8 protein-coding genes and 5 pseudogenes are annotated in these 12,727 nt (G+C 32.7%); 11 read left to right on the top strand and 2 right to left on the bottom strand.

All coding sequences use genetic code 11. The features are described 5' to 3' along the window. Positions 1 to 41 precede the first annotated feature (41 nt). The 3 pseudogenes from AC1RYN_RS00410 to AC1RYN_RS00400 form a co-directional block, all read left to right on the top strand. Positions 42 to 1,417, top strand: a pseudogene (locus AC1RYN_RS00410) (glycosyl hydrolase family 65 domain-containing protein); the annotation flags it as partial. A 47-nt stretch (positions 1,418 to 1,464) separates the two neighbouring features. After that, positions 1,465 to 3,578, top strand: a pseudogene (locus tag AC1RYN_RS00405) (glycoside hydrolase family 97 protein). Between the two features lie 268 nt (positions 3,579 to 3,846). Further along, a pseudogene (locus AC1RYN_RS00400) lies at positions 3,847 to 5,711 on the top strand (glycoside hydrolase family 13 protein). Positions 5,712 to 5,992: 281 nt separating this feature from the next. Here AC1RYN_RS00400 and AC1RYN_RS00395 read toward each other — a convergent pair. Next, complete coding sequence (locus AC1RYN_RS00395; RefSeq protein WP_481805387.1) at positions 5,993 to 6,157, bottom strand: type II toxin-antitoxin system Phd/YefM family antitoxin; 165 nt, start codon at positions 6,155 to 6,157, stop codon at positions 5,993 to 5,995. A 127-nt stretch (positions 6,158 to 6,284) separates the two neighbouring features. Here AC1RYN_RS00395 and AC1RYN_RS00390 point away from each other — a divergent pair, with 127 nt between their 5' ends. The 7 genes from AC1RYN_RS00390 (at position 6,285) to AC1RYN_RS00360 (ending at position 11,416) form a co-directional block, all read left to right on the top strand. Next, a complete protein-coding gene (locus AC1RYN_RS00390) occupies positions 6,285 to 6,971 on the top strand; it encodes a glycerophosphodiester phosphodiesterase (protein WP_481805386.1) in 687 nt (228 codons plus the stop codon). 69 nt (positions 6,972 to 7,040) lie between these two features. Continuing rightward, on the top strand, positions 7,041 to 8,249 hold the full coding sequence (locus tag AC1RYN_RS00385; protein WP_481805385.1) for a BaiN/RdsA family NAD(P)/FAD-dependent oxidoreductase: 1,209 nt from the start codon (positions 7,041 to 7,043) through the stop codon (positions 8,247 to 8,249). 12 nt (positions 8,250 to 8,261) lie between these two features. Continuing rightward, entirely contained in the window at positions 8,262 to 8,837 is a 576-nt protein-coding gene (locus AC1RYN_RS00380; RefSeq protein WP_481805384.1) for a Crp/Fnr family transcriptional regulator, read from the top strand. A 64-nt stretch (positions 8,838 to 8,901) separates the two neighbouring features. Next, positions 8,902 to 9,576 carry an MBL fold metallo-hydrolase gene (locus AC1RYN_RS00375; protein ID WP_481805383.1) on the top strand — a complete coding sequence of 225 codons (675 nt, stop codon included), beginning with the start codon at positions 8,902 to 8,904 and terminating at the stop codon, positions 9,574 to 9,576. A 156-nt stretch (positions 9,577 to 9,732) separates the two neighbouring features. Beyond that, a complete protein-coding gene (locus AC1RYN_RS00370; protein WP_481805382.1) occupies positions 9,733 to 9,948 on the top strand; it encodes a hypothetical protein in 216 nt (71 codons plus the stop codon). A gap of 232 nt (positions 9,949 to 10,180) precedes the next feature. Beyond that, positions 10,181 to 10,480, top strand: a complete 300-nt coding sequence (locus tag AC1RYN_RS00365; protein ID WP_481805381.1) for a hypothetical protein — start codon at positions 10,181 to 10,183, stop codon at positions 10,478 to 10,480. Between the two features lie 180 nt (positions 10,481 to 10,660). Beyond that, positions 10,661 to 11,416 (top strand): carboxypeptidase-like regulatory domain-containing protein, encoded by a 756-nt coding sequence (locus AC1RYN_RS00360; RefSeq protein ID WP_481805380.1) that lies wholly within the window; start codon positions 10,661 to 10,663, stop codon positions 11,414 to 11,416. Between the two features lie 46 nt (positions 11,417 to 11,462). Here AC1RYN_RS00360 and AC1RYN_RS00355 read toward each other — a convergent pair. After that, a pseudogene (locus AC1RYN_RS00355) lies at positions 11,463 to 11,940 on the bottom strand (TspO/MBR family protein). Between the two features lie 106 nt (positions 11,941 to 12,046). On the opposite strand from AC1RYN_RS00355, the pseudogene AC1RYN_RS00350 reads away from it, so the two are divergent. After that, a pseudogene (locus tag AC1RYN_RS00350) lies at positions 12,047 to 12,693 on the top strand (diphosphomevalonate decarboxylase); the annotation flags it as partial. Between the last annotated feature and the right edge of the window lie 34 nt (positions 12,694 to 12,727).

Raw genomic sequence — 12,727 nt, 5'->3', positions numbered from 1 at the left:
AAGGTTAATACATGCTCCTGTTGTTAGGGAGGCAGCACCTAGACATTACCATCGAAGGTGATGTAAAAGCTCAACAAGGAATTCGTTTCAATATTTTTCAGTTAAACCGAACCTACTCAGGAAAAGATAACCGATTAAATATTGGGCGAAAAGGTTTTACCGGAGAAAAATATGGTGGATCAACCTATTGGGATACCGAAGCATATTGCATCCGTTTTACATGGCTACGAAAGACCAGCAAGTTGCTCGAAATTTATTGACATATCGCTACAACCAGTTGGACAAAGCTATTGAAAATGCTAAAGACAATTTAGGATTTAAAGATGGAGCTGCTTTATACCCGATGGTAACTATGAATGGTGAAGAATGCCATAACGAATCGGGAAATCACACATGAAGAAATCCACAGAAATGGTGCGATCGCTTTTGCTATTTTTAATTACAACCGTTACACAGGAAATTATCTTTATATTCCCGAAAAAGGATTAGAAGTATTAGTTCGGTATTGCACGTTTTGCACCAAAGAAGCCATTCTCTACAGACAAAAATCAATATGTGATTTTCAGGAGTTACAGGTCCAAACGAATATGAAAATAATATCAATAATAATTTCTATACCAACTATATTGCTAAATGGTGTATCGATTATGCCGAAGAACAAATTATAAAAGTAGCAGCTGAATATCCAGCTGACTATAACAGAATTATCGAAAAAGTACAACTTACTGAAAACGAAATTCAAGAATGGAAAAAAGTAGCTAACAATATGTACTTCCCATTTTCAGAAGAACTAAATGTTTACTTACAACAAGACGGGTTCTTAGATAAAGATTTAGTTCCTGTAAAAGATCTAGACCGCTCACAACGTCCTATAAACCAAAAATGGTCTTGGGATCGTGTATTGCGTTCACCATACATCAAACAAGCCGATGTTTTACAGTGTTTTTACTTTTTTGAAGAACATTTCTCTAAAGAAGAACTATTGCGTAATTTTGAGTTTTACGAGTCATTTACTGTACACGAAAGTTCACTTTCGCCTTGCGTACACTCCATTCAGGCGGCTGCTTTAGACAAAATGGATATGGCATATACATTTTACTTAAGAACGTCTCGTTTAGATTTAGACGATTATAACAAAGAGGTAGAAGAAGGTTGTCATATTACATCAATGGCAGGAACTTGGATGAGTATTGTAGAAGGTTTTGGAGGAATGCGTGTAAAAAATGATACTTTACATTTCTCTCCAAAAATTCCAAAAGAATGGACAGGATATTCATTTAAAATCAACTTTAGAAATCAAATTCTAACTGTATCAATAAACCATAACGAAACAACGTTTTCTGTAGATGGAGACCATGAATTAGCCATTGTCGTTAATGGCCAAACCGTAGTAGCTAATAAATATGTAACAGCATAAATACTAGTATCTATATCTATTTTTATAACATTTTTTAATTTAACAACATGAAGAATTTCATTTTCACAGCCTTCATTCTAGTTGCATTTTGTAACGTTACAAAAGCGCAACAACTAAAATCGCCTGAAGGAAAATTTGTCATGGAGTTTTCGCTACAAAGCGATGGAACTCCAACTTACAATCTTAAATACAAAAACAAAGAGGTTGTAAAATCCAGTAAGTTGGGTCTTGAGCTTAAAGATGATAAAAAATCATTATTGAATGACTTTACGATTGTTGATACAAAAACAACAACTTTCGACGAAAACTGGAAACCAGTTTGGGGAGAAGTAGCTACGATTCGTAATCATTATAATGAATTAGCTGTTACATTAAACCAAAAAGGAACAGACAGACAATTATTAATCCGTTTTCGTTTGTTCAATGACGGACTTGGATTCCGTTATCAATTTCCAACACAAAAAAACCTTACGTATTTCGTAATCAAAGAAGAAAAGACACAATTTGCAATGACGGGTGACCATACTGCATTTTGGATTCCTGGTGATTATGACACACAAGAATATGATTACACAAAATCAAAATTATCAGAAATTCGTGGATTAGCTGAAAAAGCATATACAGCAAACGTTTCACAAAAGTCTTTTTCTCCAACAGGAGTACAAACTTCACTTATGCTAAAAACTGCTGAAGGATTATATATCAATCTTCACGAAGCTGCATTAATTGATTATTCATGTATGCATTTAAATTTAGATGATAAAAACATGATATTCGAATCATGGTTAACTCCAGATGCAAAAGGTGATAAAGGACATATGCAAGCGCCGAATCATTCTCCATGGAGAACAATTATTGTTAGCGATAATGCAACAGAAATTCTTGATTCAAAAATGACATTGAACTTAAACGACCCATGTAAAATTGAAGATACATCTTCGATAAACCAGTTAAATATGTAGGTGTTTGGTGGGAAACGATCACAGGAAAAAGTTCTTGGTCATATACAAATGATTTTCCAACAGTACAACTTGGTGTAACAGATTTTTCAAAAGCAAAACCAAATGGTACCCATGGAGCAACTAATGCTAATGTTAAGAAATACATCGACTTTGCAGCCTTAAATGGTTTTGATGCAGTTTTAGTTGAAGGTTGGAATGAAGGCTGGGAAGACTGGTTTGGTCACTCAAAAGATTATGTTTTTGATTTCGTTACTCCTTACCCAGATTTCGATGTAAAAGGATTACATGCTTACGCAAAATCAAAAGGAGTAAAGATAATTATGCACCATGAAACTTCAGGTTCAGTTCGTAATTATGAGCGCCATATGGACAAAGCATACAAATTCATGAACGACAATGGATATGATGCAGTAAAAAGTGGTTACGTAGGAGATATTTTACCTAGAGGTGAAAATCATTACAGCCAATGGATTGTAAACCATTATCAATATGCGTTAGAAAAAGCAGCTGAATACAAAATTATGGTTAATGCTCACGAAGCAGTTCGCCCAACAGGTATTAGCAGAACATACCCTAACTTAATCGGTAACGAATCAGCAAGAGGAACAGAATACCAAGCATTTGGTGGATCTAAAGCAAATCACGTTACAGTTTTACCATTTACAAGATTAATTGGTGGACCAATGGATTATACTCCTGGTATTTTTGAAATGGATATCAGCAAACTTAATCCAGATAACAAATCACATGTAAATAGTACAATTGCAAATCAACTAGCATTATATGTTACTATGTACAGCCCATTACAAATGGCAGCAGACCTTCCTGAGCACTACAACAAATTTGCTGATGCTTTTCAATTCATCAAAGATGTTGCTATCGATTGGGATGAAAGTAAATACCTAGAAGCAGAACCAGGTGATTATATCACAGTCGCTCGTAAAGCAAAAGGTACCAACAACTGGTTTGTAGGTAACGTAAACGGAGATGTAAGCCGTACATCAAACATCAATTTTAACTTCCTTGAAAAAGGAAAGAAATACACAGCAACAATTTATGCTGATGCAAAAGATGCACATTACAAAACAAATCCACAAGCTTACACAATCAAAAAAATAGCGGTAACAAATAAATCAAAACTATCACAGTTATCAGTTCCAGGTGGTGGTTATGCAATTAGCATAATCGAAACTAAATAATTCTTAAAAAAGACAAGTAATCCTCTAAATTGCTTGTCTTTTTTTCAAAAGAGTCAAAATATTTTATCTCCCAGAGTTTTTAGAAGACTTACAGAAAAATAAAAATCAACATAAATCTGGTTAATCTGTAAAAGCTACGTGCTAAAAAAATTGCACCAAAAATAAGTTTTAAACAGACAAAGCCATTGAGTTGAGAACATCCCAACAAGATTTAAAAGTCTTGCAGAAAAAATCGATCTTGTTTTAATCGAATTAAAAAAAACAAATTATGAGAATACCACTTCAAACAAACCAAACATTATATAGAATCCTCTTAGTGGTTCTATTATTTTCTGCTTCTGTAAAAGCGCAAATCCAGAAGACAGAACCTCCATTTTGGTATGCAGGCATGAACAATCCTGAACTTCAAATCATGTTCTACGGAAAAAACATTGCACAATATGAACCTTCTGTTTCTAACAATGTAGTCATTAAAGACATTAAAAAAACCGAAAACCCTAACTACATTTTCGTAACAATCGACACTAAAAACATACCTGCATCAGAGTTCGTTTTTTCATTTAAAAACAAAAACAAAGTTGCATACACACAAAAATACTCCTTAAAGAAAAGAAGAGAAAATTCTGCTCAACGCAAAAGTTTCGACGCATCAGATATGATGTACTTAATCATGCCTGATCGTTTTGCCAATGGAAACCCTAAAAACGATAGCGATGCTTCATTAGTAGAAAAAGCAAATCGCTCAATTCCTGGCGGACGTCATGGTGGTGATATCGAAGGAATCATCCAGAACTTAGATTATATTTCTTCTCTAGGAGCAACAGCAATCTGGAACACACCATTAAACGAAGACAACGACAAAGAACATTCGTATCATACGTATGCACAATCTGATGTTTACAAAATCGATGCGCGTTATGGAACAAATGAGGATTATGTTCGTTTATCTAATGAAATGCATAAAAGAGACATGAAGTTGGTTATGGATTACGTGACCAATCACTGGGGAATCACACATTGGATGATTAAAGATTTACCAACAAAATCTTGGATTAATCAATTTGAAAACTACACACAAACGCATCACAGACGTGAAGTAATTACTGATATTCACGCTTCAAAATTGGATAAAGAAGTTTGTATCGATGGATGGTTTGTTCCTTCAATGCCAGATCTAAATTTAAAAAACCCTCTAGTTGCAAAATACCTAACTCAAAACGCTATCTGGTGGATTGAATATGCAAATCTTGATGGATTCAGAGTAGACACTTACAATTATTCTGATCCTACAGCAATGGCAAATTGGGCAAAATCAGTAACAGATGAATATCCAAACTTTAATATTGTTGGAGAAATCTGGATGCACAATCAAGCCAATCTAGCCTATTGGCAAAAAGACAGTAAAATTGGTGCAATACAAAATTACAATTCAAATTTACCAAGTGTAATGGATTTTACCTTACACAATCAAATTGGGTCTGCATTTAATGAAGACGAAGCAACTTGGGACAATGGTATGATTAAATTTTACAATAATTTTGCATTAGATTATCTATATCCAAATACAAACAACATTATGGTTTTTGCAGAAAATCATGATACCAGTAGGATCAATGATCTTTACAAATATGACATCGCTAAATACAAATTGGTAATGACATTAATGGCAACCGTTCGTGGAATTCCGCAATTGTATTATGGTTCAGAAATTGGAATGGGTGGAGACAAAAGTCAAGGTGATGGCGGCATACGTCAAGATTTCCTGGTGGATGGAACGGCGATCAAAACAATGCTTTTACTGCAGCAGGCAGAACAGCCAAACAATCTGAATATTTTGATTTCACATCAAAACTATTCAATTGGAGAAAAACAAATGAAGCGGTTCATTTCGGAAAAATGACACATTATATTCCAGAAAATAACACTTATGTTTATTTCAGATATACAGATGCTAAAACTGTAATGGTTGTTTTCAATAACAATGCAAAAGAGCAAACCATTAAAACAAATCGTTTTAAAGAAAACATCAAGAATTTTAAATCCGGAAAAGACATCCTTACAGGAAAAACATTCGATTTAACATCAGAAATTATTTTAGAACCAAAATCTGCAATAGTATTAGAACTGGAATAAAAAGGTAAGTTTTACATTCTTTGTAGCTAAACCACAATATATTTAGCCACAGATTATAATAATTAAACGGGTTTTTAAATCTGTTCAAGTCATCATAATCTGTGGCTATTCTTTTTTAATTAAAACTTTTCGGACTTTGCGTCAGACTTTGCTCCCTTTGCGGTTAAATCACAAAACGAATCTTTTTTACAAATAAGGGAAGCGCTTTTTAGTTTCTTCCATAACGTCTTGATGAGAATGTACTTTGTTATTAGCAACATCTTCTAAAGCTTCATCTATCGCTATTTTTTGTTATCACTTAGCAAACACTCATCGTCTTCCTCTTCTAAAGGAATAACCACAAAAGAGCGACCTTTACTTCTATGTATAACTAACTTTTCAGATTCAGCAATATCAAGATACTTTTTAATGTTTCCTCTAAATTCGGTAACGCTAACTGTTTTCATAATTTGTATTTTAACAAATATACGTAAAAACGTACAGATAGATAATTAATAAAGCCCACTAATAGATTAACGCGTCTTTATGGTTCACTTTTAAAATCGACATCATTTTGTTTACTTTTGTAAAACTATGAGTGAAATTCTTAAAATAGCACATCGTGGCGCAAGAGGTTACGAACCCGAAAACACCTTAAAGGCATTCCAGAAAGCATTAGACTTACATGCTGATGGTATTGAACTAGATGTACACCTCAGTTCTGATGGTCATATTATCATAATTCACGATGAAACTATTGACAGGACTACTAACGGAAAAGGTTTTGTAAATACATTATCTTTGCAGGAATTAAAAGAGTTCCGAATAGAAAACAAACTACAGATTCCAACATTACCAGAAGTTTTTGATCTAGTAAACCAACAATGTTTTATTAATATAGAATTAAAAGCTCAAGGAACTGCTGATGCTGTAGTTGCATTAATCGAATTATATGTTTCAGAAAAGAACTGGAATTACAATTCTTTTATTGTATCCAGTTTTGAATGGGATTTTTTACAACGAATTAATAATCTAAATTCAGAAATTTCTATTGGTGTTTTAACCGAAACTGATATTGATTCGGCTATTACTTTTGCAGAAAGCATAAAAGCAAAAGCAATTCATCCCGATTTTAATTTGCTAAACAAAGAGAACACAATACAAATAAAAGAAAAAGGCTTTCAGATTTTCCCTTGGACAATCAATGAAAAGGAGGATATTGCAAGAATAAAAGCATACAACATAAACGGGATTATTAGTGATTTTCCTGACAGAATATAAAACCAATTCTTATAATCTTTGTCAAAATTTAGAACTTTGACAAAGATACTTAGAGGTTAAAATAAAAATATGACTCAAAATTTTGATATAATAATAGTAGGTGGCGGTGCAGCAGGATTTTTTACAGCAATAAATATTGTAGAGAGAAACTCAAAATTAAAAGTCGCTATTTTAGAACGAGGATCAGAAGTACTTACAAAAGTTCGTATTTCAGGCGGAGGTCGTTGTAACGTAACGCATGCTTGTTTTGAACCCAATGAATTGGTTAAATTTTATCCGCGTGGTGAAAAAGAACTACGAGGTCCTTTTCATCAATTTTGTTCAGGAGATACTATCGAATGGTTCGAAAGACACGGCGTAGAACTAAAAATTGAAGATGATGGAAGAATGTTTCCTGTATCTAATTCTTCACAAACTATTATTGATTGTTTTTTAAAAGCTACTGCAAAATTAGGTATTACAGTACTTACGGGTCAAAGTGTACAATCTATCTTTAAAAAAGAAAACTTCTGGAAAGTCGAAACACAAAACCAGAATTACATTGCCGAGAAATTAATTTTGGCCACGGGAAGCAATCCTAAAATATGGGAAATGCTACAAACTTTTGGGCATGCCATAGTAAGCCCTGTCCCTTCCCTATTTACCTTTAATATAAAAGACCCAAGAATAAAAGAATTACCTGGTGTTGCTGCTCAAGTAACCGTGAAGGTAAAAGATACCAAACTAGAATCGACTGGGCCTTTATTAATTACACATTGGGGAATGAGTGGCCCAGCAATCTTAAAACTTTCAGCCTGGGGAGCGCGCATTTTGCATGACAAAAATTATCAATTTACCATTTTTGTAAATTGGTTAAATGATGTCGATACCGAAGATGCCGAAAAAACACTAAAAGAATTAAAACAAGAACATGCTAAAAAAGCTGTTTCTAAAAAATCTCCTTTTGATTTCCCAAACCGATTATGGGAAAGTTTAGTTTTAGCATCTACTATCGAAGCTGAAACCAAATGGGCTGATTTATCTAAAATTCAACTTCAAAATTTAGCGAATCAATTAACAAATGGAACTTTCCAAGTAAACGGAAAAAGCACTTTCAAGGAAGAATTTGTAACTGCAGGCGGAATTGATTTAAAAGAAATCAATTTTAAAACCATGGAAAGTAAATTACATGAAAAATTATATTTTGCTGGAGAAATTGTAAATATAGATGCTATTACAGGAGGCTTCAACTTTCAGAATGCATGGACAAGCGGTTTTATTGTAGCAAACAGTATTTAAGAAAATCCAACTATGAATTCAATTTCATTAAAAAAACAAATACAGGCAATTGCTCCTTTTACCGAAGAAGAAATTAAAAAGGTGGTTTCTTGTTTTGAATATGATAATTTCAAACCCAAAGAATACCTGGCTACTATTGGAAAAACGAGTAACAAGATTTACTTTATTATCAGCGGATTGGCTAGAGTTTATTATTTAAAAAACGGAAAAGAAATAACAACCTACCTAAGCTGTGATGATGGCTTTATTGCCTCCTACTCCAGTTTTATAAACCAAACCCATTCTTTTGAGAATATACAATGCATTGAAGAATGCGAAGTACTCTCGATAGATTACGAAAGAATGCAACAATTATATAATGAAATTCCTAATTGGGAACGTGTAGGAAGAATTCTAGCAGAACAAAACTACTTGTGTATGGCAGATAGAGTATTAAAATTGCAAATGATCCCTGCTAAAGAAAAATACCTTACTTTTTTACAAACTGCACCATCTAAGATAATTATGCGTACACCACTTATCTACATTGCATCTTTTTTGGGTATTACACCCGAATCTTTAAGTCGCATTCGTCAAAGTATTTCTTAACATTTATCAAATAGATTGATGTTTCGTTTTTTCATCTTTGACCAATAATAAATTTTGACAAAAGATGAAAAACATAGCCAAAGACGTTTACCAAATTTCGGTATTACCTCGCAATAGTATTAATTGTTATTTAATTGAAGATGTACTTATAGATGCCGCAATAAGAAGTTCAGCATCTAAAATTTTAAATGCTCTAAAAGACAAAAAAGTAAATACTCACGTACTTACCCATGCTCATGCCGACCATCAGGGAAGCAGTAAAATTATTTGTGATACTTTAAAAATCCCTTTATGGTGTAGCGAACCCGAAAAACAAGCAGCCGAAAGCGGAAATGTAACTACCGAATACCCAAATCCAAACAATATAATTTCTAAATTTCAAGCAAAAATATGGGCTGGAAAAGGCTGCGAAGTAACCAAAATTATTAAAGAAGGAGATATAGTAGGCGGATTTACTGTAATTGAAACCCCTGGGCATTCTACAGGACATTTATCTTTTTTTAGAGAAAACGACAGACTTCTTATCGTTGGTGATGTAATGACCAACATGAATTTATTAACTACAGTCCCTGGATTACATGAACCTCCGAGTTTGTTCACAACTAATAGACAACAAAACAGAGAATCAATAAAAAAACTAGCAGCATTAAAACCAAAAATATTATGCTTTGGTCATGGACCAGTTTTAGTAAATAATGGTGAATTAGATCGATTCTTGGATAAAATTACTGCAATTTAGTATTCAGTACCAGTCATCACTTTCAACACTAAATACTACGACTGGTACTAATTTTTCTAAACTGCGACTAAAAACCGAATTAACAAGAGTTTACGAATTCTATAAGTTTTACTTAAGATAATTATAATAATTTTACTTTCAACTAATTAACCCTATATGAAAGTAAAACTACTTACTACAATTTCATTATTAACCTATCAGGTTGGTTTCTCTCAGACGGAAAAATTATTAAACGGGAAAGTTACTTCACAAAACTACACACTTAAAGATGTAGAAGTAATTAACAAAACTGCCAAAACAACTACCAAAACAAATGCCTTAGGAGAATTCTCAATTTCTAGTACGTGCAGAAGACAGCTTAATTTTTTTTAAGCAAGACTATTTTTTCACCAGACTAAAAGTATCTCAGGAAAACATCCGTAAAAACAACATTTCAGTTGATCTGGTATCAAAACCAGAAGAATTAAACGAAGTAGTAATTACAACTATAAAACTCCCGCATATTGGTGCCACAGTAAAATCATCTAATGAAATAGCACTAGAAAAAAACACTAGTTCTTTACAAAAATACACAGGCGTTTACAACGGAACTATTACAAATGGGATGGATTTTATTGCCATGGGAAATGGTCTTTTAAGTTTATTCAAACGCAAAGAAGATAAAAAATCTAAAAATAAAACTCCTGAATTAGATTTTAAGAAACTAGTAAACACAACATGTCCCTCCGAATTTTTCGCAAAAGACTTAAAACTAAATCCAGAAGAGAAAGAGCTTTTCCTAGAATTTTGTGATGCCGATCCTAGGTCTAAAACACTCATAGAAAACAAAAATATTCTTTCTACAATGGATTTTTTATATGCTAAAAACGAAGAATTTAAGAAATTACAAAAAGAAAAAATTTAGTATTCAGTATCCATTTTTCAGTACCAGTTGCTATTTAGCCGCAGTACTCAGTTCGAGTCCGGAAACTGACACTGAGTACTGAAACTGTAAACTAAAAACTGAATTAACAAGACTTTAGAAATTCCATAAGTTTTACTTAAGACAACTCTAATAATTTCACTTCTAACTTACTACTTATAGATGAAAACAAAATTACTTACTACAATTTCTTTATTTACCTTCCAACTTGGTGTTTCACAGACAGAAAAGCTCTTAAAAGGAAAAGTTTCATCAGAGACTACACTCCTGGAAAATGTAGAAATAATCAATAAAACATCTAAAACTAGTACTACTACAAATGAACAGGGAGAATTCGCGATTTTAGTAAATGTAAAAGACAGCTTAATATTTTTCTCCAATGATTATCTTTTTAAAAGGCTAAAAATAACTCAGGAAAATATTGAAACGAACAATCTTACTGTAAAGATGCTTCCAAAACCAGAAGAATTAAATGAAGTGGTTATTTTATCTAAAAAACCAAAACCGGTATTTATAACCAAAGAGGAAATCAAAGAAATTAAATTAAATAAATCCAGAGCCAAACTAGGGATGAAAATTGATGGCTATAAAGATGGCACAGCACCGATTGATCTTGGAACTGATTTTGTTCGTCTTGGTAAACAAATCTATAACATATTTAAAAAAGAAAAAGAAAGAAAAATAGAAACACCAAAAATAGATTTTATTCAACATGCAAAAACAACATTGAATCCAGATTTTTTCACGAAAGACTTAAAACTAAATCCAGAAGAAAAGGAACTTTTTCTTGAATTTTGTGATGCTGACCCTAAGTCGATAAAAATCCTTGAACACAGTAATATTCTTTCTACAATGGATTTTTTATATTCTAAAAACGAAGAATTTAAGAAAATAAAAAGCAACGAAAATAAAAATTAATTCCAGTATTCAGAACAACATTAGTCTGAATACTGAAACTGTAAACTTATTTATTAAGCCACCAAATACTAGCGTTTAAGATAGTTGCAAAACTTACCCAAAGCAAATAAGGAACAAGAAGGTATCCTGCGACTTTATTAATTTTAATAAACTTCAAAAGAGTTTCATAGATCATTAACCAGAGTACAAAAATTTCAATAAGTGCCAATAATGGATTCATCAACCCAAAAAACAAATACGACCACAAAGCATTAAGAGCTAATTGTATAGCAAAGAAAACCAATGAAATCTAAATCTGCTTCTTTTTCATACTCAATTCGATCCCAAACTAATCCAGCCGCGACACCCATCAAAAGATAAAGCAAACTTTAAGCAGGGGCAAAAACCCAATTAGGAGGATTAAAACTTGGTTTAATCAAAGTTGGATACCAAGTATCAATACTAGATCTTGTCACTATTCCAGAAAAATACCCAATAGCAAGACACGTAACAACAACCGCTAAAATTTGAGCGATTTTATTCATTTTATACTATATTTTTGAGTTAATAAAGGTAAACATTTTTATAGGCTATCAAAAAGTGTAAAAGGTATAATTCAAAAAAAGTATCTTTGCGTAAATTTTTTATTTTATGTTTACAGCAAACGATTTTATTCCAAAAAAATATACTTCAGATATAACAAAAGGCAACTTCGAGTGGAGCGCACCAAGTAACATCGCTTTAGTAAAATATTGGGGGAAAAAAGACAATCAAATTCCGGCTAATCCATCTGTTAGTTTCACATTAAACAACTGCAAAACCGATTACTAAAATGAACTTTTAAAAAAAACACTTCGACTCCGCTCGCTGAGACAAATGATGGCTTTTCATTCATTTTCTTTTTGAAGGAAAACCAAAAGAAGATTTCAAACCTAAGATCCAGAAATTCCTAGAGCGTGTTTTTATCTATCTACCTTTCTTGAAAGACTATCATTTTCACAATTGATACTCAAAATACATTTCCACATAGTTCAGGAATAGCCTTTTCGGCATCTGGAATGGCAGCTTTGGCAATGAATTTCATGAGTCTGGAGAAATCATTAAATCCAGAAATGACAGAAGAATACTTTTACCAAAAAGCTTCTTTCCTAGCCCGTTTAGGATCAGGAAGTGCTTGTCGAAGTGTAAAAGGAAGTGTTGTTGTTTGGGGAAATCAAGCCAATATAAAAGGAAGCTCTGATTTATTTGGAGTAGAATTTCCAAATGTCATTCATAAAAACTTCACTAATTACCAAGAGTGTTAACCTAACAACAGGAGCATGTATTAACCTT

This window comes from Flavobacterium sp. TC780 (assembly GCF_056783245.1).
This window is presented reverse-complemented; position numbering and strand designations above follow the sequence as displayed.

Excerpts from the sequence above, each read along its gene's own strand:
- AC1RYN_RS00395 (WP_481805387.1), bottom strand. The coding sequence starts at position 6,157 with ATGAAAACAGTTAGCGTTACCGAATTTAGAGGAAACATTAAAAAGTAT.
- AC1RYN_RS00390 (WP_481805386.1), top strand. The coding sequence starts at position 6,285 with ATGAGTGAAATTCTTAAAATAGCACATCGTGGCGCAAGAGGTTACGAA.
- AC1RYN_RS00385 (WP_481805385.1), top strand. The coding sequence starts at position 7,041 with ATGACTCAAAATTTTGATATAATAATAGTAGGTGGCGGTGCAGCAGGA.
- AC1RYN_RS00380 (WP_481805384.1), top strand. The coding sequence starts at position 8,262 with ATGAATTCAATTTCATTAAAAAAACAAATACAGGCAATTGCTCCTTTT.
- AC1RYN_RS00375 (WP_481805383.1), top strand. The coding sequence starts at position 8,902 with ATGAAAAACATAGCCAAAGACGTTTACCAAATTTCGGTATTACCTCGC.
- AC1RYN_RS00370 (WP_481805382.1), top strand. The coding sequence starts at position 9,733 with ATGAAAGTAAAACTACTTACTACAATTTCATTATTAACCTATCAGGTT.
- AC1RYN_RS00365 (WP_481805381.1), top strand. The coding sequence starts at position 10,181 with ATGGATTTTATTGCCATGGGAAATGGTCTTTTAAGTTTATTCAAACGC.
- AC1RYN_RS00360 (WP_481805380.1), top strand. The coding sequence starts at position 10,661 with ATGAAAACAAAATTACTTACTACAATTTCTTTATTTACCTTCCAACTT.